Origin of the sequence: Candidatus Poriferisodalis sp., assembly GCF_965208925.1 — a bacterium.
Taxonomy (GTDB): Bacteria; Actinomycetota; Acidimicrobiia; order Acidimicrobiales; family Poriferisodalaceae; genus Poriferisodalis.
The window spans coordinates 2,982,720-3,005,103 of the sequence record NZ_OZ242364.1 but is presented as its reverse complement, the minus strand read 5'-3'; the positions used below and the strand labels follow the sequence as shown (position 1 = coordinate 3,005,103).

Below are 22,384 nucleotides of genomic sequence, written 5' to 3'. Positions count from 1 at the left end.
GCCGTGAGCGAGGAGGGTGCGACGACGCCGGGACTGGTGTGCTCGCATCACCACCTCTATTCCGCGCTGGCCCGGGGCATGCCGGCCCCGCCGCGTACGCCCGGAGGCTTCGCTGAGATCCTCGAGCTGGTGTGGTGGCGCCTCGACCGGGCGCTCGACCTGGAGATGCTGGAGTGGTCGGCGAAGCTGGGCGCTCTGGAAGCGCTGGAGACCGGCTGCACGGCGATCGTCGATCATCATGAGTCTCCCAACGCCATCGAGGGCTCGCTGGATGTGATCGCGGACGCCTGCGCCGAAGTCGGGGTGCGGATCAGCTGCTGCTACGGAGTGACCGACCGTCATGGTGCGGATGGGGCCAGGCGGGGATTGGCGGAGAACGACCGCTTTCTCGCCGCCGGCGGCCGCGGCTACGTGGGCGTTCATGCAGCCTTCACGTGCACCGACGACACGCTGGCCGCGGCAGCCGACATGGCTCGCCGACACGACGTCGGCGTGCACATTCATGTCGCCGAGGGCCCGCCCGACGCTGATGCCGCAATGAGGCTGGCCGGCCTCACCGACGAGCGCTGGCTGCTGATCCATGGCGTGCACCTGCAGGACGACCACGGTCTGCGCGGCACCGTCGTGCACAACCCGCGTTCCAACATGAACAACGCGGTCGGCTACGCCGATCCGGTGCGCTTCGCGGCCACGAACCCGATTGCGCTGGGCACCGACGGCATCGGCTCAGACATGCTCGACGAGTTCCGGGTGGCCTACGCCCGGCTGCGCGAGCACGACGTCACCGCCTCGCCGGATCCGCCGTGGGAGTGGCTCGCCCAGGGCTGGGAGCTGATGCCCGGAGCCCGCAACGACACCGTGCGCTGGTCCTATCCCAGCGCCGACCCGTGGCATCTCGCCTACACGCCCGGGGTGCACCCGCTCGACATCACGATCGACGGTGAGCAGGTGCTGGCAGGCGGCACGGCGACGCGTGTCGACCCCGCCGAGGTGCGGGCCAAGGCAGCCGAGCAGGCGCAGCGGCTCTTCGCCGCACTCGACGAACTCGACTGAGTCTCTGGATTGAGGGAGGTCAGCAATGGGTGCTCTGGTCAACCGGAACCCGCTGTTCGACGGGCGCAACTGGCCGGCAGTGCCGCCGGAGGTGATGGCGTTTCACCGCCGGTTGCCTGCATACGCACCGACGCTGGTCGTGGATGCTCCCCGGCTGGCCGACAGTCTCGGCGTGGGGCGGGTGCTGGTGAAGGCCGAGACGCAGCGCATGGGCCTGCCTTCGTTCAAGATATTGGGCGCATCGTGGGCGTCGTATCGCGCCATCTGCGAGCACATCGGCGGCGAGCCGCCGCCGTGGGCGAACATCAACGAGCTGGCAGCCAGCCTGGCCCATTTGAGGCCCATGACCCTGGCCGCAGCAACTGACGGCAACCACGGCCGGGCGGTCGCGTTCATGGCGCGCCTGCTGGGATTCGATGCGCACATCCTGGTGCCCGACGGCACATCGGAGGCTCGGATCGCCGCCATCGAGGGCGAGAGCGCGACCGTGACCGTCGTGGACGGCACGTACGACGACGCCATCGAACAGAGTGCCGAGATGGCCGGCGATCGCTGTCTCGTCGTGTCCGACACCTCGTGGCCCGGCTACGAGACCATCCCCGCCAATGTCGCGGAGGGCTACACGACGATCTTCGCCGAAGTCGACGATGCGCTGGCCGCCAACGGCATCGCACCGCCCGATCTGGTCGCAGTGCCCGTCGGCGTCGGTGCCTTCATGGCCGCTGCGGTCACTCACTTCCGCAGCGGCGCTCACCGTCCGGTGCTGGTGTCGGTGGAGCCTGACGACGCCAACTGCGTACAGCTGTCCACCATCAACGGCGAGATCACCGAGACTCCCGGCCCGCACCGGTCGATCATGGTCGGCCTCAACTGCGGGGTGCCGTCGCCGCTGGCGTGGCCGATGATGGCGAGCGGTGTCGAGTGGTGCGTCTCGGTGAACAGCGACGCTGCAGGCGCAGCAATGGGGGACTTGGCCGACGCCCAAGTGGTCGCCGGCGAGACCGGAAGCGCCTCGCTGGCCGGGGTGCGGGCGCTCCTGGCCGATGAGGAGGGCTCAGCGGCGCTGGAGGACCCGGCGAGCGCCACCGTGCTGATCATGGTCACCGAGGGTGCCACCGACCCGGCGAACTACGAGCGAATCGTCGGCCGGCCCCACACCCAGGTGGGAAGAGTCCTCACCGCTACCCGATGAGGTCGATCAAGCTCAGCGAGGACAGTCGGGCACCGTCTCACCGCAGTACGTTGAGCCTCCAGCACTGACTGCGGACACGAGGAGGCTTGTCATGCCGCTGGACCAAGCGAACTACCAGGCAATGCTGATCGACAAGCGAGACAACGGCGTTGCCGTGGTCACGCTGAACCGGCCCGAGCGGCTCAATGCCGTGAACGGGCAGATGCATCACGAGATGGCCTCGTTCACCCGCGACGCCCAGACCGACGACGACGTGAAGGTGGTGGTGCTCGCTGGTACCGGCCGGGCATTCTGCGCTGGCGGCGATTTCAGCGACACCGGCGGTCCGGCGGTCAGCTTCGAAGAAGGACGCCAGATCGTCGACCACCTGCTCGAGCTGCGCAAGCCCATCATCTCCGCCGTGCAGGGCTACGCCATGGGCCTGGGCGCCAACATCGCCCTGCTGTGCGATGTGGTGGTGGCCGGCCACAGCTCGGTGTTCGCCGACACGCACGTCAACATGGGCATCGGTGCCGGCGACGGCGGCCAGGTCATCTGGCCGTTGCTGATGGGCGTCAACCGGGCCAAGTGGCACCTGATGACCGGCGAGCGGGTCACCGGCGAGATGCTCTACGACATGGGCCTCGTCAATTTCCTGGTGGACGACGACGCAATCCTCGACACGGCGCTGGAGAAAGCCGGGCAGCTCGCCGCGGGACCGCAGAAGGCCATCAGCGCGTCGAAGGTGCCCATCAACAACTGGATCAGGCAGATGTCGGCCCAGATCCTGCCGCTGTCGCTCAGCCTGGAAGGCGAGACGTTCCACAGCAGCGATGCTCGCGAGGCCCAGCGGGCCTTCGTGGAGAAGCGACCGCCCAAGTTCGACTGACAGCGAACGGGTTGCCGCGACGGGCGCTCAGATGATGAAGGGCAGGTTCGGCAGCGGCGACGTGGAGTTCACCAACTCCACCTGCTTGGCCGCCATGCGCAGGCCGTCGGGCGTGCGCCGCAAGCGGTGCGTGGTGCGTCCCGCCCACAGGCGCAGGTGGCCCGTGGCCTGCACAGCGTGCTCGTAGAGCACGAAATTGCTGCCGACCTCGAACTCGTCGTCTTCGGCCCTCAGGATCTCGATGTTCGACACAACCCGGCGCATCGATGACGGCGGGTCTTGTGCGTGATGGACGCCGGTTGCGAGCTGGCGGATACGCGTGGCCAGGCGGGTTCGGTTGTCGTTGATGTAGCTGACCCGGGTGCCGGGCTCGTAGTCGCCGGGGCCGAACGGCACCCAGTAGTGCATGTCGTCGGTGACCAGCGCTTCCCACTCGTCGTAGCGGGATTCATCGGCGAGCCGGGCTTCGAGGTACACGAATGCCTCGACATCGCGACGCGTCGGCTCGTCGACGGCTGTCATGGCGGCTGCTCAGGCGCTGTTCTGCCGGTGGCCCAGCACCTTGACCATGACGTCGCGGTAGTGATGCCAGAAGCCGCGATTGGTGGTCTCGTCGGTGATGTCGCTCCAGCGCTGGCCGTCTTCGACGTGCTCTCGTTCGAGGCCCCGGCTGAGGTCGACCCAGCCGTCGTCTCCCACGGCAGCCCCTTGGAAGGCCCGGTGCATGCGCTCGGCGATCACCGCGTCGTCGGTCAGGAAGAACGATGCGGGTCCCATCGCCGCCTCTGACTGCAGCACGAGGCGCCGGTTGACGCTCTCGTCGGTGCCCTCGACCAGCAGGGGAGTGTGGTGGTGCACCGTGACCCCGGGCGAGACCGGCTCGATCCGGGCAATGTTCATCTCGGCCAGGAACAGGTTCGGGAACACCAGCGCGTGCGGCGGGCCGTCCCACATGATCGTCTTGGCCTTCTCGGGGCCGTAGGACCTCTCAAGGGCCGAGCAGTAGTTGGCGACCTTCTCGCGAGTGGTGCCGAGCCAGGCCAGCTCCCGGGTGTAGCTGCGGCGGAAGTCGAGTTCGAGGTGGCCCCCGTCGTAGGCGCGCGTGGCCGATTCTGAGGCCTCCTCGCCGGTCATCACGATCTCGTCGTAATAGGTGTCGGGCACGGCTCGGGCCATCGACGCATGGGTGAAGTTGAGGTGGTAGCCGTCGTGATCGCTTTCGGGCCACATCTTCCAGTTCGAGTCGATTCGCTGGCCGATCCAGCCCGCGGACAGGCGGACGCTGCCCGAGGGCGACATGTTGGAGGTCCGATCGATGAGATCAGTGCCGCCCGCCCCCAGGTGATCGGCGAGCGACCCCGCCGTGCCGCTGCGGTTGGCGAACACGAAGCCCCGGTAGTCATCGACTTGGCCGGGTCGATCCAGTCCCAGATCAGCGGTGTCTTTGTGGAAGCCCTTCGGTCCCGGCACTCCCAGCAGCGTGCCATCGAGGTCGTAGGTCCACCCGTGGTAGGCACACCGGAAGTTCCGGTTGTTGCCGTCATTCTGCGGGCACAGGGTGGTGCCGCGGTGAGCGCAGCGATTGGCGACCACGCTGATGCCGCCGTGTCCGTTGCGCACCATCAGCACCGGCTCGGTGCCCAGCCGCCGCGAGACCCAGTCGCCGACCTCCGGCACTTCGGATTCGTGGCCCACGAACACCCAGCCGTCGGTGAAGATGCGCTCCATCTCATCCGCGAACACCGCAGGGTCGGTGTAGAGGCTGCCGTGGATCCGGTCGTCCTGCACGAGGTGCCGGTAGTCGTTGACTGCCGGTGAACTTTGCACTGTCAGTGCCATCGCTGCGCCTCCCCCCGCTGCTCGCTGACGCTAGGCGCTCTCATCCGGCTGCTGCTGATATCGGCGAGGTCGCTCGCGTCGGGTTGCTGCTGATGCCCGCTAAATGCCGGGCGTGCGGTAGCCGTCGTGCCGCCACAGGATCGGGAAGTGGTTCTCGTCCATCTCGTCGTCGGTGAGGCGGGCGTAGCGGGAGTAGATCGGTCCGTTGCCCTCGCCGAAGCCGTCCCGGTTGAAGCGGGCCTCGCTGCTGGCGCAGTGCAGCACGAGCGCCCGCCGGTGCCGATCGGACTCATTCGGCCCCGAACCGTGCCAGGCCCACCCGTGATGGAACGACCCGCCGCCGGCCGGTACTTCCACCGGCGCGAGGTCGAGCGCGGCACCGGCAGTTTCCGCTGCCGCACTGACCGTCGCCCGGTAGTCGTCGGGGGCATGAAACTCGCCCATCTGGTCGCCTTGTGTGGGCCAGCGGTGCGATCCCCGGGCTATCTCCATGGTGCCGCCGCCGGCGACGGTGTCGTCGAGCGCGATCCAGCACGAGAACATCTCGGTCGGCGTGTACCAGGCCAGGTAGGCGTTGTCGCGGTGGAATCCCAGCGACCGGGCGCCCGGCGGCTTCCACAGCACATTGTCTTGAACGATCCGGGCACCGGGCCAGCCGGCCAGCTTGGCCACCGTCTCGCCGAGGCGGGCATCGAGCACGGTCGAGGCGACCAGCCGGTCGGCCTTCCAGCCGTTGCAGATCTGTCTCGTCAGCGTCGGATCGTCGCGGCCCGCCAGCCAGTTGACCTCGTCGGGCGAGATGCCGGTTTCGAACTCACCCCGGAACAGCCGCTCGAACCGCTCCCTGAGCGGTCCGACCAGGTCTAGGTCGATCAGCGAGTCAACCGTCACGAAGCCATCGGCGTTGAACGACGCGACCTCATCGGCCGTGAGCATTGCCTCACGCTAGTTCTGCAGGCCCGTCACGCCGGATGGCCCGCTTCCACCGCACAACCGGACACCCTCAGTGCCCGGATCCCGCCTGGGGTCGGCCAGCAATCCTCACGAGCGATGCGGTTACCCTCGCCGCAGATGGATAAGCCGACATTCGCACCGGGCACGCCCGACTACCAAGCGATCGTCGATCACGCGTTGATGACCACCCGGGGCGTGCGTCAACGCCTCGATTTTGACCGGGAGGTCGACGATCAAATCATCCTCGATTGCATCGACGTGGCCGAGCAGGCACCCACCGGGGGCAATAACGGCAGCCGTCGCTGGATGATCATCAGAGATCAGCAGACCAAGGACCGGATGGCCGAGCTCTACCTGTCGGCCGGCGTCGACTGGGTCATCGAGACTGCCAAGCGTCTGGAGGGCACCGGCCACCAGAACGAACGGCTGATGGCGGGCGCCCGTCATCTCGGCGAGAACATCGCCAGGACGCCCGCGCTCGTCATCCCCACCATTCTCGGGCGCCATGACGGCAGTGGACGACCGGGGCTGTTCGATTCGGTGATCCAGTCGGCGTGGAGCTTCATGGTTGCGCTCCGGAGCCGAGGTTTAGGAACCGTCTGGACCACGATGTACCTCAACGAGGCGCCGGCGGTCGCCGAGCTGCTGGAGCTGCCAGACCACGTGACTCAGATCTGCCTCTTCCCGGTGGCGTACACGATCGGCACCGATTTCACGCCGACATCACGGCGCTACCCGGCTGCCGACATCGCCTACTTCGATCGCTATGGCCGGACCAAATCGCAGAGCGGTCCAGGCGTCGTCGATGAGATCGATCTCAAGGCCAAGCCCGAAGCGGTGCGGGCCGCCATCGAGTCGCTCGACGTGCCTGCGGACGCCTGGCGCTTCGATCTCGAGCAGGTACCCGGGGGAAGCCGGGTGCGCCTGCACGCGCCGGTCGGTCCCAGCGACGACTCATCGACGGTGCTGGCCGAGGTGCGACGCACGCTGGACACGCTGTCAGAACGGCTCAAGAGCTAGCCCAACCTGCTGTGTCTGATGTTCCGGACGGCTTACGCCATCCGCCGTGTCTGATGTTCAGGATGTCCTAGGACATCCTGAAATCGGGATCGTGGCGGCGGAGTTCGCGGCGGGCGATGGTCATCTTGTGGACCTCGTCGGGGCCGTCAGCGATCCGCAGCGTCCGCATCTGGGCGTACATCTCGGCCAGCGGGAAGAACTGGGTGACACCGCCGGCGCCGTGCACCTGGATGGCCCGATCGATGATCTTCAGCGCCATGTTGGGCACCACCACCTTGATGCCGGAGATCTCCTGCGCGGCGGCCTTGTTGCCGATGGTGTCCATCAGATGTGCCACATGCAGCACGTACTCGCGGGCCTGGTCGATCTCGATGCGTGCTTCGGCGATCCAGTCCTGGATGAGGCCTTGCTGGGCAACCGACTTGCCGAAGGTGTGGCGTTCGAGCGCCCGCTTGCACATGTACTCCAGCGCCCGTTCGGCCACGCCGATCGACCGCATGCAGTGGTGGATGCGTCCGGGGCCCAGCCGGGCCTGGCTGATGGCGAAGCCCTCGCCCTCGCCTCCCAGGATGTGGTCTTCGGGCACCCTCACGTTCTCGTACACCAACTCGGGGTGACCGCCCCGGTGGTGGTAGCCGAACACCAGCGGGTCGCGTTCCACCGTGATGCCCTCGGCGTCGCGAGGCACCACGATCATCGACTGCTGGCGATGGCGCGGCCCGTCCGGGTCGTTCTTGCCCATCACAATGAGCACCTTGCACTCGGGCCGCAGCGCGTTCGAGGAGAACCACTTACGACCGTTCAGCACGTACTCGTCGCCGTCCTTGTCGATCCGCAGGCGGATGTTGGAGGCATCAGAGCTGGCCACCTCAGGCTCGGTCATCGAAAAGGTCGAGCGGAACTCCCCCTCCAGCAGCGGTGCCAGATACTGCTGCTTGACCCGCTCGGAGCCGTACAGGTTCAGAATCTCCATGTTGCCGGTGTCAGGCGCCGCGCAGTTCAGCGCCTCGGAGCTGAACGACACCTTGCCGAGCTCTTCGGAGATCGGCGAGTAGTCCAGGTTGGACAGCTTCGTGCCCGGCGCCTGCGGGTCGAGGTGGGGGATGAACAGGTTCCACAGGCCGCGTTCGCGCGCAGCCGCCTTGAGCTTCTCCATGATTGCCGGGGTGGCGTGCACTTGCCCGGCGGCTACGAGCTCTTCGTACTGCTCGTTGTACTCCTCCTCGTTGGGGTAGATGTGGTCGTCCATGAACGACTTCACGGCCTCCTGCATCTCGAGGCCCTTGTCGGTGTATGCGTGTGCCATCGCTGTTTCCCCGTCCTGTGGGTGCGTGTGGTCGGCGCCCAGCATGACGGCGCCTGTGCGTCCCGAAAGCTAGCCCGCGGCTCTAACAAGTTTCAGAGCCGCGCAGACAGGTGCGCCCGCTGCGGAGGCGGCAGGACCCTCTGCTCCCGCGATCCAGCAGGTCGCAACGTCGCAGAGTCTCCTGCCGCCTCCGCAGCTATGCGTCCGGTTCCGCGGCCCAAGTCCCTAGACGTGGGTGCCGACGCCGCCGTCGATAGTGAGGCAGGTGCCGTTGATGTAGTTGGCTGCATTGCTCGCCAGGAAAACCACGCCTGATGCGACTTCGTCCGCGGTGCCGTAGCGGCCTTGCGGGACCCCGGTGGAATTGCGGGCGAAGATCGCCTCGGCGTCGGTGTTGTTGGCCTCAGCGATCTCGGCTGCCGCTCGTTCCCACATGTCGGTGCGGATGAGCCCCGGGATGACGGTGTTGGTGAGCACGTTGTCGGCGCCGTACTTGCCTGCCAGCGCCTTGGCGGTGGCCACCATGGCTGCCTTGGTAGCGGCGTAGTCGATGAGCGCGGCGTTGGGAGAGAAGGCAGCGCCGGTGGCGATCATGATCACCCGGCCCCATTTCTGCTTGCGCATATGCGGCAGGCAGAACCGGGTGCAGCGCACCGCCGACATCAAGTTGAGCTGGTGCAGATCGGTCCAGTCGTCATCGGACATGTACAGGAAGTTCCGCGACGGCGAGGCGCCCACGTTGTTGACCAGGATGTCGGCGGGCCCCACATCGGCGGTGGCGGCCTCGAGGAATGCCTGCGTGGCGTCGGCATCGGCCATGTCCGCGGTGTAGCCCCGCACCGAGCCCGATCCCGATGCCGGCGCGTATGCCGCCAAGGCGTCTACCGCTTCGGCGCCACGGGCGCAGAATGCGACGGCGGCGCCGTGGTCGGCGAGCAGCCGCACCGAGGCCTCGCCGATGCCCTTGGAGGCGCCGGTTACCAGCGCCATCCGTCCCGAAAGATCCATGTCCAGCATCAGGTTCCCCTTGTTGATCGGTGTCGCTGATTCGTGCTTCGATCGCCAGCCAGCTCAGTCCGCCGCCGCGAGCGCAGCGCCCGTTTCAGCTTCCGTCTCAGTCTCGGATTCGGTCGGAGCATTGTGCGCATCGAGCTCGTCTGCGCCGGCCTTGATGCGGGGGATCAGCTCGCGGCCGAAGTCCACGGCGTCGTTGAACGGGTCGAATCCCCGGATCAGCACGTAGCCCACGTCGCTCACCCCGCCGTCTGCCGGAATTCCGAGCCGGTAGTAACGCAGGATCGAGTCGGCCACCTGCTCAGCAGTGCCGACCAGGCACGAGGTGTTGCCCGGTGCACCGGTGGCCTCGGCGATCTTGAGCCACAGCCGCTCATCGTGGACATCGCTCGCGGCGGCATAGGACAGCATTCGTTCGCCACCGTGGTCGTAGGGCTTGCCTCGATGGCTGCCTGCGACGGTGAGCTTGTCGGTTCCCGCGGCCTCGATACCACCCAGAATGCGTTCGGCTCGATCCCAGGCCTCGCCCTCAGTGTCGCCCAGGATCGGGCGCACGCTGATCGAGAACCGAGGCGTGCAATCGTATGCGGCGGCCCGGCGGCGGAAGTCAGCGAAGCGCTCGGCAACGGCCGCCCGGGGCTCTGCATAAATGGCATACACATCGCACCGTTGAGCGCCCATCTCCAATGCCTCTTCGCTGGAGCCTCCGAAGAAGATCGGCGGCGAGGGCTGTTGAAGCGGTTGCACGTCGGCGCGCACATTGCTGAAGCGGTAGTACGGCCCTTCGTGGTCGAATGGCTCCGCTGAGGTCCAGGTGCGGCGCATCACGTCGATGTACTCGCCCGCACGGGCATAGCGGTCAACTTTCGGCAGGTAATCGCCGTCGCGCTGATTGTCCTTGTCGCTGGCTCCGGCGATGATGTGCAGCGCGAAGCGGCCGCCGCTGAGCTGATCGAAGGTGGCTGCCTTGCGGGCGGCCAGCGTGGGCGCCACGAAGCCGGGCCGGTGCGCGACGAGGTAGCCGAGCCGCTCGGTGACCGAAGCGGCGTGGGTCGCCACCGCCCAGCCGTCGGCCGAGGTCGACGTGTAGCCCACCAGCACCAAGTCGAAGCCAGCCTCGTCGTGCGCACGGCTGAAGTCCTCGAGGAACTGGCGGGACAGCCCGCCCTCGATGACGTGCACGGTCGAGTCATCCTTGGGCGGCGATACGCCGATCATCCCGATGACGTCGAGCGGCACGTCACCACGGTACGCGCCGTGCCGGATCGACGCAGCGGCCGTGCGCCCTGCCGGACCCCGCGAGAGGCGCGCGCAGCGCCTGTGACCCGGGAACTCCGGCGCAGCAATCCACTGGCGGAATACCATCGGTGCTCGTGCGGGTCGCTGGCAGCGTCCGCACAGACCGCCGCGATGCTTCGGCGGGTGTCACGAGTGGGGTGCCGACCGACATGTCAGAACGACCGCCTGTCGCCGATTGGGCAACGGACTTCGATCATCTGAGCGAGGAGTGGGCCGCCGACGGACCCGAGATCATGGCTGACCTGCGCGAGCGCTGCCCGGTCGCCCACACCGAGAGGTTCTACGGCGCATACCTCGTGACCCGTCACGACGACATCACCGAGACGGCTCGCGACACTGACACCTTCTCCAGCTGCATCACCGCGGTCAACACGAACCATCCCGACAACATCAAGCTCGATCTGTCCCCGATCACGCTGGATCCGCCCGAGCACGGACCGGTCCGCCGGCCGCTGCTGCCGTCGTTCAGCCCGAAGGCCACCGATGAGCTCGAGCCGACTGTTGTCGCCATGGCCGAGCGTTTGCTCGACGACATCGGCGACGCCAAGCTCACCGACGGCGCTCTCGATTACGCGCAGCTGCTGCCGGTGGAGGTCATGGGCTACCTGTTCGGCGTCTCGGCCGAGATGGGCCCGACCTTTCGGCGCTGGGTGGACGGGATGCTCAAAGAGGGGCAGATCGACCTGGACATCGCCAGGGTCGCCTCTCGGGAGGTCCAGGAGTTCTTCGCGAGGCAGCTCGACGAGCGCGAGCAGGAGGGCGACGAAGCGCCTGACGATCTCGTGACCATGGTGCTGAACGCGCAAGCTGAATTGTCCGACAGCAGCACCAGGCCGTTCACGCGCAAGGAACGCATCGGTGCGCTGTTCGTGCTGATGCTGGGCGGCATCGACACGACGTGGTCGACGCTGGGCTCCATGCTGTTCCACCTCGGCACGCATCCTGACGATCTCAAGCGACTGGTCGACGAGCCCGAGTTGATGCCCACAGCCATCGAGGAGTTCCTGCGCTACTACAGCCCGGTCACCATTGCCCGCTACATCACCGAAGACGCCGAGATCGCTGGCTGCCCCGTCTCGAAGGGCGAGCGAGTGCTGCTGGCGTACCCGTCGGCGAATCGCGACCCCGCGTACTTCGAGAACCCCGACGAGCTGATTCTGGATCGCGAGAACAACCGCCACATGGCGTTCGGGGTGGGCGTGCATCGCTGCTTGGGCTCGAACTTGGCGCGCATGGAGCTGCGGGTGGGCCTGACTGCCTGGCTGGAGCGCTTCCCCCGATTCGAGCTGGCCGTCGACCCCGGGGACGTCAAGTGGTCGGTCGGCCCGATCCGGGGCCCCCGCAGCGTTCCGCTGCGCATCCTCGATTGAGCGCCCGAAGCAGCGGCCCATGAAGTTCGGCGCGGTCCTTCCGACGTGCGAGATCGGCACCGATCCGATTGCGCTGCGTGATTGGGCGCAAGCCGCCGAGTCGCTGGGCTACGCGCACATCGTCACCTACGACCATGTCCTGGGTGCCGAGCACGCCGGGCGGAATCCGGCCTTCTGGGGCCCCTACACCGAGCGGGACGACTTCCACGAGCCGTTCGTCCTCTTCGGCTACCTGGCAGGGGTGACCAGCACGATCGAGTTCGAGACCGGCATCATCATCCTCCCGCAGCGCCAGGCCGCCTTGGTCGCCAAGCAGGCAGCCGAGGTGGACCTGCTGTCAAGGGGCCGCTTCCGGCTCGGCGTGGGCTCCGGCTGGAACTACGTCGAGTACGAGTCGCTGGGTGCCGACTGGGAGCAGCGCGGCGCACTGCTGGATGACCAGATCACCGTGATCCGGGCGCTCTGGGAGCATGACGTCATCGACTACACCAGCGAGTTCCACCGCATCGACCGTGCCGGCATCCGCCCCCGGCCGCAGCGGCGCATCCCGATCTGGTTCGGCGGCTACACCCCGGCGGCGCTGAGACGGGCGGCCCGTCTCGGCGACGGCTTCACCTTTGGCGACTCGGGTCCCGACACCGTCGCGCTGGCTGATCGCTTGCGGGAGCTGCTCGTCGACCAGTTGCGCGATCCGGCCGACTTCGCCTTGGAGGGCGAGGCCAACTACGGCATCGGCCCGGACAGATGGACAGTGCTCGTCGACGGCGCCCGAGATGCGGGGTTCAGCCACTTCTCGATCAACTGCCAGAGCACGACGTGCGAGTGGGGCGGCAACCCCGCTGCGAACCTGCAGAGCACCGCTGAGCACATTGCCGCACTGGAGAGCTTCATCTCGTCGGTGCGCTGAACTAGAACCGGGTGGGACGCCCACGGCACCAGCGGGGTGGCGCATGGAACAGATCACGGTGTACCCGGCGGCCCGGATCCACACCATGGACCCCGGCAGGCCGCACGCAGAAGCCGTGGCGGTGGCCGACGGCCGGATCGTGTCAGTCGGCACTATGGAGTCGATGCAGCCGTGGCTGCGGCGCAACCCCTACGAGGTCGACGACCGCTACGTCGGCAAGGTGATCATGCCGGGCCTTATCGACCCGCACACCCACCTGCGCCTCAGCGGCACCTACATGGGGCTGCATTACGTCGGACCGATCGACTCGGCGTCGCCCACGGGGCTGCGCAAGGGCCTGCCCAGCCGTGACGCCGTGGTGCACCAGCTGCGCGCGCTGGTTGCCGAGCATGGCGACCCACGGGAGCCGCTGACGGCGTGGGGCTACGACCCGGCCAGCCAAGCCGGGCACCTCGACCGCGACATGCTCGACGCCATCAGCGACACCGTGCCGCTGTGGGTGTGCGCCTACGCACCGCACATCGTGTATGCCAACACGCCGATGCTCGGCCTCATCGGCGTCGACGACGACTCGGTCGGTCACGGCTTGGGTCGCTACCCGGACGGCCGGCTGAACGGCTGGTTCGTGGAGACCGAGGCAACGGCGCGGGCCAACCGGCCTGTCGCGGCCTCGATCTTCGGTCCGGGCACAGGCCGGGCCGCCATCGACCGCATGGGGGCGGTGGCCCGCGCCGTCGGCGTCACCACCACCGCCGACTTGGTGTGGGGCATGGCCGACGGCTTCGAGCCCGAATGGGACGACCACGCGGCCGCGATCGCCGAGGGTACCTTTCCGCTGCGCATCTTCATGATCCCCTTCGAGCCGAAGCTGGTGCGCACCTACGGCGACGACATGCTCGACTTTCTGGCCGCGAAGCGAGCCGAGGGCGACGACCGGCTCAACACCCACGGCGTGAAATACGTGAACGACGGCTCGTACCCGTCGATGACGCTGGTGATGAACTCGCCCGGCTATCTCGACGAGGACACCGCGCACACCGGCGAGGTGCCCTGGGACGACATGGTGGAGCGGATGCGGCCCTTCTGGCAGTCGGGTGTGCAGATCCACTCCCACGCGAACGGCGACCGCACGGTGGACATGACGCTGGACACGCTGGCCGCCCTGCAGGCCGAGCACCCGCGCTTCGACCACCGCTTCACCATCGAGCACTACTGCATCTCGACGCCCGCTCAGGCCAAGCGCCTCGCCGCGCTGGGCGGGCTGGCCAGCGTCAACTGCTACTTCGTGCACTTCCGGGCGCAGCTGCATGCCGATCACGGCTTCGGGCCCGACCGCAGCGAGGCCACCGCCCGGCTGGGATCGCTGGAACGGGCCGGGGTCACGTTCGCCCTGCACAGCGACTTCAACCTCGTCGTCACGCCGCTGCATCCGCTGCTGGCGGTGTGGTGCGCCGTCAACCGTGTGGGTGCCGATGGCGAGACGGTGATGGCACCGGGGGAGCGCATCTCGGTGGACCGGGCACTGCGTGCCGTCACCATCGACGCCGCGCACGTGCTGGCCCGCGACGACCGGCTGGGATCGATCGAGGCCGGCAAGCTGGCCGACTTCACCGTGCTGGACGACGACCCCTACGAGGTCGATCCGATGGCGTTGCGCGATATCGGCATCGCCGGCACGGTGCTGGGCGGCGAACCCACCTCGTGAGACGCCGGCGCCGCTCGTTTCCCGACAGCTATGGGGCGTGGGCCGTCGTCGCCGGCGCTTCAGAGGGGTTCGGTGCTGCGTTCGCCGCCGAACTCGCGGCTCGCGGCATGAACTTGATGCTGTTGGCCCGTCGGGGGGACGTGCTGGCCGAAGTACGCGATCGGCTGCAGAGCACACACCCGGTCGAGGTGCGCTGCGTCGAGCTGGACCTGGCCGACGACGCGTACGCGGCCGCTCTCGCCGATGCGGCTGCCGGCCTGGACATCGGCATCGTGGTGTACAACGCCGCATCGGTGCCGATCGGCCCGTTTCTCAGCAACACCGACGAGGCAATCCAGCATGCGGTGGACGTGAATGTGCGCGGCCCGCTGCGCGCCGTGCAGACGCTGGCGCCGGCCATGTGCGAACGGGGCCGCGGCGCCGTGGTGCTGGTGTCGTCGCTTTCCGGCTTGCAGGGAACCCCGCACGTCGCCGTGTACGCAGCAACCAAGGCGTTCAACACCCATCTCGCCGAGAGCCTCTGGTACGAGCTCCGGCCGTTCGGCATCGACGTGGTGGCGTGCTGTGCCGGTGCCATGCCCACCCCGGGGTATGCCAGGACGTTCGGCCGTGACGTGCCCGGCATGCTGGCCCCCGAAGAAGCGGCACGCCAGACACTGGACCGGTTGGACCGCGGGCCGCGGGTGGTGCCAGGCCGCGTCAACCGCCTGGCTGCCCAGCTCATGGGACGTGCGGTGCCTCGCAAAGCTGCGATCCGCTTCATTGCCCGCGATACGAAGCACGTGACATGAGCGACGCGGTGGCCGGCTTCTTCGCACCCTGGGCGGTGTTCGCCGCAGTCGGCGTGCTGCACCTGGTGCTGCCGGCGCGGCGCTTGGCGGGCTATGCGCGCCACGAACGCACCGGCGACGTGCTGCAGTACCGGGTCAACGGGCTGCTGATCTTCGTGGTCACGCTGGCGGTGTGGTGCGCGCTGTGCATGACGGGCCTGATGCCGTGGGACTGGCTGTGGCAACAACGCTGGCCGAGCGCGCTGGGCGCGCTGGTGCTGGGCCTGGCGGCGAGTGCCGCAACGGTGCTGGGCGCGCCGACGAGCGGGCGGGGGTTGCTCGCCGAGCTGTACCTGGGGCGTCGCGAGAACCCGCAGCCGTTCGGCGGCCGGGCCGACGCCAAGATGTACCTCTACCTGGCCGGCGCCGTGCTGCTCGAGCTGAACGTGCTCTCGTTCGCAGCGCACCACTGGGATGCGTTCAGGGACGATCCCTCACCCGGCATCGCCCTCTACGTAGTGCTGATGAGCTGGTTCGTCTGCGACTACCTCATCTTCGAGCGCGTTCACCTCTACACCTACGACCTGTTCGCCGAGCGCGTGGGGTTCAAGCTCATCTGGGGGTGCCTGTTCTGGTACCCGTACTTCTACGCCGTCGGTCTGTGGGCGGTCGCCGATCTCGCCAATCCCGATGCCCCAGCGTGGCTGCTGGTCGTTGCCGCAGTCGTGTTCTTCGGCGGGTGGGTGCTGGCCCGCGGGGCGAACCTGCAGAAACACCGTTTCAAACGGGAACCCGATCGGGCGTTCTTGGGCATTGCCCCCAAGGCGCTTTCTGATGGCGAGCGCGAGGTGCTGGTCAGCGGCTTCTGGGGTGTGTCACGCCACGTCAACTACCTGGGCGAGATCGCCATGGGCGTGGGCTTGGCCCTCGCGCTCGGTCGGCCCTCGATGCTGGCGCCGTGGCTGTACCCGCTGTACTACGTCGCGCTGCTGGTGCCGCGTGAGCGCGCCGACGACCGGCGCTGTGCCGCCAAGTACGGCCCGCTATGGGACCGGTACCGCGCCCAGGTGCGCTGGCGCATCGTGCCCCGGATCTACTGAGCAGGACTGTCAGCGCCGCCATGAACGCCTCGAGCGAACCCGGATCTGCACCTCTGTCGCAGAGTCATCCAGACCAGCTCGACGCTGCTTGGCAGGCCGTGCTGGGCTCTCTGGCGGCCGCCCGACGCAATGCAGGAGACGCCCAAACGGGTGGCATCGGGGTCACGGTGCTCACGGGCTTTCTCGGCAGCGGGAAGACCACGGTGCTGCGACGGCTGCTGGCCGACCCTGCGGGCCTGCGCATCGCTGCAGTGGTCAACGACATCGGTGCGGTCAACATCGACGCTGTCTCGATTGATGCCACCTCGCTGGATGCCACCTCGCTGCATGATCAGGCTGCGGCCGTACGCGGGCCCGCTTCGAGGTCCGGCGAGCGGATGGAGCTCACCAACGGCTGTGCCTGCTGCGCACTGGTGGACGATCTGTCGGCGTCGCTGGAAGCCCTTGCCGCCACGGGTGTCTTCGACGCGATCGTGGTCGAGGCCAGCGGTGTGTCCGATCCGGCGACGATGGCGTCGGCTGTCGAAGGTGCATCGGGCTGTCGGCTCGACGGCGTGGTTGCCGTCGTGGATGCGCAGTGTCTGGCAGCGCAGTTGGATGATTTCCAGGTGGGGTTCGCCGTGCGCCGCCAGATCTACGTGGCGCACCTGGTGGTGCTGTCGAAGACGGACCTGGTTGACGACGCCCAGGCGGCGGCGCTGACGGCCCGGATCGGCGAGATTGCGCCCGGTCGGATGGTCGTGCCATCGACTCATGGGCGCATCGATCCGAGGGTGCTGCTCAGTGCGGCTGTGCGGGGAGCGGCGTTCGACACCGCCGAGCACAGACACCCGATCGACGTTGCGACGGCCACCGTGGCGGGAGTCGGACCCTGGGAGCCTGCCGCGGTCGGGCGCTGGTGCGACCAACAGCCGGAACCGCTGCTGCGGGTGAAGGGTTGGTTCACCAGTGCCGACGGCCGATGGCACGAACTGCAGGTCGTGGGCCGTCGCTGGAGCATCGAACCAGCGCGTTCGCCCGCAGGGGCCAGATTGGAGCCCGCTGTCGTGCTGATCGGCTGCGAGCAATCGGCCGTCGACCGGGCCGCAGCCTCGCTGTGCGATCTCGCCTGACGCGTACGCGCCTCGACGGCGCGTCGACGGTGCGTTGACAGCGCGTCGACGGTGGGACGATCAGGTGTCACGTGTGCCGGCCATGTACTCGCGCATCTCCGCGGACGGCGGGCCGGCGGTTCCCCAGCGGTCAGACAGCTCGGGGGTGCGGGGCCACGTGCGCGGCACCCAGGTGGCCTCGTCCACTTGCTGCACCTCGGCGGTGACTTCGGGCACGGTGCCTGCCGGGTCCACGAAGTAGCCGAACGCGTTGTTGCCCGGACCGTGCCGGCCGGGGCCCCAGCCGACATCGTGACCTGCACGCTTGAGGCGGCCGATCGACGACATGAACGCATCCAGCGAGGGAACCTCGTAGGCGACGTGGTTCAGCGATGCCCACTCGCCCCGGTTGAACGCGATCGAATGGTGGTCGCTATTGCAGCGCAGGAACACCATCTGACGCTCGCTCCAGTCGCTCACCCGGAAGCCCAGCACGTCGCACCACCACGCGCTCAGCGACTCGATGTCGGCGGTGTTCAGCACGATGTGGGCGATCTTGACGGGAGTGGGCTGCGCGGGGCCCGCTGGCACGGCGTCGGTGCAGGCCGACAGCTCCACGATGCGCCCCTCCGGGTCGGCAATGCCGAAGCCGTATCCGCCGCCGGGCCGGTGCAGGGCGGCCGGCTCACCCAGCAGTGTGACGCCAGCGGACCTGAGCCCCATGGCCGCCGCGTCCACAGCTCGGTCATCGGCGAGCCCGAGGCTCAGGTGGCGGATGCTGTTGCTGTCGGAGCGATGCAGTTCCAGCACGTGGTGTTCCGGACCGGTGGCCCGCAGCATCGCCGTGCGGTCATCCGAATCGCTGAGGCGCTCCAGCCCCCACGGTCCGGCGTAGTAGTCGAGGCACTCGTCGAAGGCGCCGCAGTTGAGCGCGATATGGCGCACATGGGTGATGGACCAGCCGGCGGCGGAAGCAGCGCTCATGTTCGCCCCCGGTCTGCGTCCAGGGCGGCCAGCACCGTCTCGCCGGTCAGGGGCATCGAGGTGACCCTCACCCCGGTCGCATCCGCGATGGCGTTCGCGATGGCTGACGCGACCGGCAGCATCGCACCCTCGCCGAGACCCTTGGAGCCGAACGGGCCCGGCCCGTGCCCCTGCTGTTGGGTGATCGACACGAATTCCGCCGGCACGTCGCTGGCCCGTGGCACCCGGTAATCAACGAGGCGGCCGTTGGCGAGCACAGCGCCGTCGAAGCGCATGGTCTCGAACAGCGCGCCGCCGAGGCCCATGATCGCGGCACCCTCGTCCTGTCCACGGCAGGCACCCTCATGCAGCACCGTGCCCGCATCGCCCGACACCACCAGCCGGTGAACGGTCACCACGCCGGTTTCGGCGTCCACCGACACCTCCGCAGCCCCCCAGCCGTACTCCCATGACACACACGGGGATTCCAGCGGCGCCCGGCTCTCGCCGGGTGCCTTGAAGAACCCCTCGCCGGTGAATTCGTAGCCGGTGCCGCCGTAGAAGCCCATCACCAGCGGTGCCAGCGGGACGCGTTCGGGCTCGCCCGAGCCGTCCGGGGAAGCTGCGATGACGAGTCCGTCCTGGAACTCGACGCGCTCGAGCGGAACGCCCAGTGCCGTTGCGGCGAACAGCAGGACGCGCAGCCGGGCCGCTTCGGCGGCCTTCTGCACTGCCTGGCCCATGACCGAAATGGCTGAGGATGCGTTCGTGCCCTGGTCGAAGGGCGTGTGGTCGGTGTCGATGTCAGACCAGTGCACTCGCTCGCGGCTCACGCCGAGCACCCGCGCTGCAACCTCTCGCAGGGCGGTCTGGGCGCCCTGACCCATCTCGACAGTGCCGCACTGCACCCAGGCATCGCCCGAGGTGGCCACCTTCACGCGGGCCTGCGCCGGCTTGTTGACACCGCCGGAGTCCTTGAATCCCACCGCCACGCCACGTCCCCGGCCCGTTGGGCGGGGTTGGTCCATGCCGATGCGGTCGGCCACCAGGTCCAGCCCCTCGACCAGGTCCGAGTCCATGGCCGACTCGCCCGGCACGTACGGCTCGCCAAGCCCGATCAGGTTGCGGCGCCGCAGCTCGACCGGGTCGAGGCCGAGCCGGTCAGCGATCATGTCGAGCTGGCTTTCGCAGGCGAAGTTGGCCTGCGTTCCGCCGAAGCCCCGGAACGGGCCGGCTGGTGTGGTGTTGGTCAGCACGGCGTCGGTGACTGACCGGATGTGCTGCCAGCGGTACGGCCCCGCCACCCGGTAACCGGCTTTCTCCGCTACGAGCGGGCTGGCGTCCGCGTAGGCGCCCCCGTCGAGCAGCACTTCGGCGTCGCGAGCTACGAGTGTGCCGTCGGCCATGACGCCGGTGCGCAGCGTGAGCCGGGCGTTGTGCTGGCGCATTGTCCAGAAGCCCTCATCCATGGTGAGGCAGTAGCGCACCGGTGCCCCGGCCTTCAGCGCCAGCAGCGCGGCGACGGGTTCGGTCTTGCAGCCGTTCTTGGCGCCGAAGCCGCCTCCGAGGTAGCCGACATGCATGCGCACCCGCTGCTCGCCGATGCCCAGCAGGCGGGCCATCTCCTTGCGGACGGGGAACGGGTTTTGGCAGCTCGACCAGAGCTCCAGCCGGCTGCTGGCGTCGAGATGTTGCGCCGCTGTGTCGTCGGGCCATGGAGCGCTGGTCCAGCGGGCAACCGCTACGAACGGCTCCAAGTGCAGGTGCTGCTGACGGCCGTCGAAGTTGAACACGTCGGTGAATACGTGGTCGCAGTGATCGAACGCAGCAGGGTCGCCGGTCTCGTAGCCGAAGCGGTAGCAGACGTTCGGCCGCGGCCGGGCGCCACCGCTCGCGCCTTGGCCGTACTTCGGCGTCATGGCGAGAGGTGCTTCGGGAAACAGCTCTGTGGCACCGGGAGCCAGGGCCTCGTCGAAGTCCGTCACGGCGGGCAGCGGCTCGTAGTCGACCGTCACCAGCGCCAGCGCCTTGGCTGCATCCAGCTCGGTGTCGGCGGCGATGGCCACCACCGGATCTCCGATGCAGCGCACACGGTCCAGGGCCAGAATCGGCTGGTCCTTGATGAAGTAGCCGTAGCTGTGCGAGGCCACCAGGGGCCGCTGGGGCATGCGCAGGCGGGCGTCCTGGCTGGCCCAGCGCTCGCAGGTGTCCGCGTCCAGCAGGTCGCGACGTGTGAGCACCGCCCGAACGCCGGGGGCTGCTTCGGCCTCGGTGGTGTCAATGCGCGTGACCAGTGCATGGGCATGGGGGGAGCGCAGCACCTTGGCGTGCAGCATCCCGTCGAGAGTGACATCGACGGCGTAGGCGCCGGTGCCCGAAACCTTCAGCGCAGCATCCGAGCGGGTCACGGCGTGTCCTCGAGGTCGGCGTCGCCGCTGTTTCGCACTGCCGCAGCGGCGGCCTCGACGGCTTCGATCACCATCAGGTAGCCGGTGCAGCGGCAGACGTTCGAGTCGAGCCAATCGCAGATGGCGGCTCGGTCGGGTTCGGGATGGCGGGCGAGCAGTGCGGCGGCCACCAGGATCAGGCCCGGAGTGCAATAGCCGCACTGGAATGCGCTGCGCTCGGCGAAGGCGCCTTGGACAACGGGCAGGATCGATTCCACGTCGCCACGCCCGCCGGCGCTCGCGGGACGGTTGGCGGCTTCGATCGTGAGCACCTCGCTGCCGTCGGCCTGCCAAGCGAACGTGGAGCACGACGCCGTCGGCGTGCCGTCCACCAGCACCGTGCAGGCGCCGCAGACCGCCTGGTCGCAGCCCACACGCGTGCTGCCCAGACCGGCCCGGGTGCGGATGGTGTCCACCAGCATCTCCGAGGGCGGCGCCGCGACGGCCAATGGCTCGCCGTTCAGGTGCATCTCGACATGAGCCATGCTTCCGGTGCCGTCTCGCGAGACGGCATCCGGCGACTGGACGTCTTGCGAGCGGGCGGGCGGTGCGGCCTCCAGTGAGCGGGCGTCTGGCGTCGCGACTTCTCGCGTCGACCCAGGCCGTGTCGCAGGCACGCCCATGCGGTCATCTCCGGCAGGTGCAGGTGGCTCGGCGTGCATCCGCAGACACCGATCCACGAGCACGCTGATCATGCGACGCCGGTAGGCAGCGCTGGCGAATGCGTTCTCGATCGGATCACCGAGCGCGGCAACCGCAGCGGTGACGCTTTCCGGATTGGCCGCTCCATGCGGGATCACGTGAGTCGCTGCATAGGCACAGCCGATGGCGACGGCCTGCTCGCCGACAGCCACCGAGACAACGGGTTTCAGCGAGCGGTCATAGACGACGCGCCCCGACAGCGGTATCTCACACCCCACGATCAGCCGATCCCGTGGCACGTCGGCCACGGCGCAGCGAACCTCGGTGCCGTCAGGCTCGGCGACGACCAGCTCGGCCCCGGCAGCCGCAAGTATCGGTGCAGCGTCGTAGCCCGGATGGAAGGCCGCCAGGTTGCCGCCGAGCGTGCCGGCGGCGCGGATCCTGACGTTGCCGATCGTCCGCCATGCGGAGGCCACGTCGGGACGGTGTGCCTGCACCAGTGGATCCGACTCGATGCGAGCGTGTGAGACACCGGCGCCGATGAAAAGGGATCGCTCGCCGAGCGAGATCTCCGTGAGCCGCTCGAGTCCGGCACCTGCCGATCTTCGGGGAGCGCACAGCGGCACAAGCTCGTCGGCGACCTCCCCGGCGCGCAGGCGTTGGGCCACGTCGATGCCGCCGGCATGCGCCCAGGAGCCGTTCGCCACCGCGGCCGCTGCGTCGGCCAGCGTCTCCGGCAGGCGCAGCTCGAACGGGTCGATGCCGAGGTGGCTGCGCGAGATGAGCCCACTCGCCCGCGAACCTGGTGAGGGTTGCGGCAGTTCGCTCATCGCAGCGTGCCTCG

19 protein-coding genes are annotated in these 22,384 nt (G+C 68.2%); 10 read left to right on the top strand and 9 right to left on the bottom strand.

The annotated features are described in order from the left end of the window. Positions 1-3: 3 nt before the first annotated feature. The 3 genes from ACOGI5_RS13215 (at position 4) to ACOGI5_RS13205 (ending at position 3,113) form a co-directional block, all read left to right on the top strand. Positions 4-1,053, top strand: coding sequence for an amidohydrolase family protein (locus ACOGI5_RS13215; RefSeq protein WP_419864874.1), 1,050 nt, complete (start codon positions 4-6; stop codon positions 1,051-1,053). Positions 1,054-1,078: 25 nt separating this feature from the next. After that, positions 1,079-2,245 carry a diaminopropionate ammonia-lyase gene (locus ACOGI5_RS13210; RefSeq protein WP_419864873.1) on the top strand — a complete coding sequence of 389 codons (1,167 nt, stop codon included), beginning with the start codon at positions 1,079-1,081 and terminating at the stop codon, positions 2,243-2,245. Between the two features lie 91 nt (positions 2,246-2,336). After that, on the top strand, positions 2,337-3,113 hold the full coding sequence (locus tag ACOGI5_RS13205) for an enoyl-CoA hydratase-related protein (RefSeq protein ID WP_419864872.1): 777 nt from the start codon (positions 2,337-2,339) through the stop codon (positions 3,111-3,113). 27 nt (positions 3,114-3,140) lie between these two features. Here ACOGI5_RS13205 and ACOGI5_RS13200 read toward each other — a convergent pair whose 3' ends face one another. From ACOGI5_RS13200 to ACOGI5_RS13190, 3 genes are all read right to left on the bottom strand, one after another. After that, complete coding sequence (locus ACOGI5_RS13200; RefSeq protein WP_419864871.1) at positions 3,141-3,635, bottom strand: aromatic-ring-hydroxylating dioxygenase subunit beta; 495 nt, start codon at positions 3,633-3,635, stop codon at positions 3,141-3,143. Between the two features lie 9 nt (positions 3,636-3,644). Further along, the gene (locus ACOGI5_RS13195; protein ID WP_419864870.1) at positions 3,645-4,952 is read right to left on the bottom strand and encodes an aromatic ring-hydroxylating oxygenase subunit alpha; all 1,308 of its coding nucleotides are present in this window, start codon (positions 4,950-4,952) and stop codon (positions 3,645-3,647) included. 99 nt (positions 4,953-5,051) lie between these two features. Next, positions 5,052-5,888 carry a phytanoyl-CoA dioxygenase family protein gene (locus ACOGI5_RS13190; protein WP_419864869.1) on the bottom strand — a complete coding sequence of 279 codons (837 nt, stop codon included), beginning with the start codon at positions 5,886-5,888 and terminating at the stop codon, positions 5,052-5,054. 135 nt (positions 5,889-6,023) lie between these two features. Between ACOGI5_RS13190 and ACOGI5_RS13185 the strand changes: the two genes are divergently transcribed. After that, a complete protein-coding gene (locus ACOGI5_RS13185; protein ID WP_419864868.1) occupies positions 6,024-6,926 on the top strand; it encodes a nitroreductase family protein in 903 nt (300 codons plus the stop codon). Between the two features lie 67 nt (positions 6,927-6,993). Here the strand turns inward: ACOGI5_RS13185 and ACOGI5_RS13180 are convergent, their stop codons facing one another. From ACOGI5_RS13180 to ACOGI5_RS13170, 3 genes are all read right to left on the bottom strand, one after another. Further along, entirely contained in the window at positions 6,994-8,232 is a 1,239-nt protein-coding gene (locus ACOGI5_RS13180) for an acyl-CoA dehydrogenase family protein (RefSeq protein WP_419853607.1), read from the bottom strand. Between the two features lie 225 nt (positions 8,233-8,457). Next, positions 8,458-9,249 (bottom strand): SDR family NAD(P)-dependent oxidoreductase, encoded by a 792-nt coding sequence (locus ACOGI5_RS13175; protein ID WP_419864867.1) that lies wholly within the window; start codon positions 9,247-9,249, stop codon positions 8,458-8,460. 54 nt (positions 9,250-9,303) lie between these two features. Beyond that, entirely contained in the window at positions 9,304-10,485 is a 1,182-nt protein-coding gene (locus ACOGI5_RS13170; protein WP_419864866.1) for an LLM class flavin-dependent oxidoreductase, read from the bottom strand. 209 nt (positions 10,486-10,694) lie between these two features. On the opposite strand from ACOGI5_RS13170, the gene ACOGI5_RS13165 reads away from it, so the two are divergent. The 6 genes from ACOGI5_RS13165 to ACOGI5_RS13140 are packed head-to-tail and all read left to right on the top strand — an operon-like array spanning position 10,695 to position 17,509. Beyond that, entirely contained in the window at positions 10,695-11,915 is a 1,221-nt protein-coding gene (locus ACOGI5_RS13165) for a cytochrome P450 (RefSeq protein WP_419864865.1), read from the top strand. Between the two features lie 19 nt (positions 11,916-11,934). Beyond that, complete coding sequence (locus tag ACOGI5_RS13160) at positions 11,935-12,822, top strand: LLM class F420-dependent oxidoreductase (RefSeq protein ID WP_419864864.1); 888 nt, start codon at positions 11,935-11,937, stop codon at positions 12,820-12,822. Between the two features lie 43 nt (positions 12,823-12,865). Further along, entirely contained in the window at positions 12,866-14,527 is a 1,662-nt protein-coding gene (locus ACOGI5_RS13155) for an amidohydrolase (RefSeq protein ID WP_419864863.1), read from the top strand. Then, positions 14,524-15,318: an SDR family NAD(P)-dependent oxidoreductase gene (locus ACOGI5_RS13150; RefSeq protein ID WP_419864862.1), complete on the top strand. Its 795-nt coding sequence runs from the start codon at positions 14,524-14,526 to the stop codon at positions 15,316-15,318. Before ACOGI5_RS13155 ends, ACOGI5_RS13150 begins: the two co-directional genes overlap by 4 nt. Then, positions 15,315-16,397 carry a DUF1295 domain-containing protein gene (locus ACOGI5_RS13145; protein WP_419864861.1) on the top strand — a complete coding sequence of 361 codons (1,083 nt, stop codon included), beginning with the start codon at positions 15,315-15,317 and terminating at the stop codon, positions 16,395-16,397. Before ACOGI5_RS13150 ends, ACOGI5_RS13145 begins: the two co-directional genes overlap by 4 nt. Before the next feature lie 20 nt (positions 16,398-16,417). Further along, positions 16,418-17,509 carry a CobW family GTP-binding protein gene (locus ACOGI5_RS13140; RefSeq protein WP_419864860.1) on the top strand — a complete coding sequence of 364 codons (1,092 nt, stop codon included), beginning with the start codon at positions 16,418-16,420 and terminating at the stop codon, positions 17,507-17,509. A gap of 60 nt (positions 17,510-17,569) precedes the next feature. Here the strand turns inward: ACOGI5_RS13140 and ACOGI5_RS13135 are convergent, their stop codons facing one another. From ACOGI5_RS13135 to ACOGI5_RS13125, 3 genes are read right to left on the bottom strand one after another with little or no spacing between them, the layout of a single operon-like run. Further along, the gene (locus tag ACOGI5_RS13135) at positions 17,570-18,472 is read right to left on the bottom strand and encodes a VOC family protein (protein ID WP_419864859.1); all 903 of its coding nucleotides are present in this window, start codon (positions 18,470-18,472) and stop codon (positions 17,570-17,572) included. Continuing rightward, complete coding sequence (locus ACOGI5_RS13130) at positions 18,469-20,859, bottom strand: xanthine dehydrogenase family protein molybdopterin-binding subunit (RefSeq protein ID WP_419864858.1); 2,391 nt, start codon at positions 20,857-20,859, stop codon at positions 18,469-18,471. Before ACOGI5_RS13130 ends, ACOGI5_RS13135 begins: the two co-directional genes overlap by 4 nt. Further along, a complete protein-coding gene (locus tag ACOGI5_RS13125) occupies positions 20,856-22,370 on the bottom strand; it encodes a 2Fe-2S iron-sulfur cluster-binding protein (protein WP_419864857.1) in 1,515 nt (504 codons plus the stop codon). The genes ACOGI5_RS13130 and ACOGI5_RS13125 overlap by 4 nt, the downstream gene beginning before the upstream one ends. Positions 22,371-22,384: the final 14 nt, after the last annotated feature.

Bases quoted from the DNA above. Each gene is read 5' to 3' on its own strand.
- ACOGI5_RS13210 (WP_419864873.1), top strand. From the start codon at position 1,079: ATGGGTGCTCTGGTCAACCGGAACCCGCTGTTCGACGGGCGCAACTGG.
- ACOGI5_RS13205 (WP_419864872.1), top strand. From the start codon at position 2,337: ATGCCGCTGGACCAAGCGAACTACCAGGCAATGCTGATCGACAAGCGA.
- ACOGI5_RS13200 (WP_419864871.1), bottom strand. From the start codon at position 3,635: ATGACAGCCGTCGACGAGCCGACGCGTCGCGATGTCGAGGCATTCGTG.
- ACOGI5_RS13195 (WP_419864870.1), bottom strand. From the start codon at position 4,952: ATGGCACTGACAGTGCAAAGTTCACCGGCAGTCAACGACTACCGGCAC.
- ACOGI5_RS13190 (WP_419864869.1), bottom strand. From the start codon at position 5,888: ATGCTCACGGCCGATGAGGTCGCGTCGTTCAACGCCGATGGCTTCGTG.
- ACOGI5_RS13185 (WP_419864868.1), top strand. From the start codon at position 6,024: ATGGATAAGCCGACATTCGCACCGGGCACGCCCGACTACCAAGCGATC.
- ACOGI5_RS13180 (WP_419853607.1), bottom strand. From the start codon at position 8,232: ATGGCACACGCATACACCGACAAGGGCCTCGAGATGCAGGAGGCCGTG.
- ACOGI5_RS13175 (WP_419864867.1), bottom strand. From the start codon at position 9,249: ATGCTGGACATGGATCTTTCGGGACGGATGGCGCTGGTAACCGGCGCC.
- ACOGI5_RS13165 (WP_419864865.1), top strand. From the start codon at position 10,695: ATGTCAGAACGACCGCCTGTCGCCGATTGGGCAACGGACTTCGATCAT.
- ACOGI5_RS13160 (WP_419864864.1), top strand. From the start codon at position 11,935: ATGAAGTTCGGCGCGGTCCTTCCGACGTGCGAGATCGGCACCGATCCG.
- ACOGI5_RS13155 (WP_419864863.1), top strand. From the start codon at position 12,866: ATGGAACAGATCACGGTGTACCCGGCGGCCCGGATCCACACCATGGAC.
- ACOGI5_RS13145 (WP_419864861.1), top strand. From the start codon at position 15,315: ATGAGCGACGCGGTGGCCGGCTTCTTCGCACCCTGGGCGGTGTTCGCC.
- ACOGI5_RS13140 (WP_419864860.1), top strand. From the start codon at position 16,418: ATGAACGCCTCGAGCGAACCCGGATCTGCACCTCTGTCGCAGAGTCAT.
- ACOGI5_RS13135 (WP_419864859.1), bottom strand. From the start codon at position 18,472: ATGAGCGCTGCTTCCGCCGCCGGCTGGTCCATCACCCATGTGCGCCAT.
- ACOGI5_RS13125 (WP_419864857.1), bottom strand. From the start codon at position 22,370: ATGAGCGAACTGCCGCAACCCTCACCAGGTTCGCGGGCGAGTGGGCTC.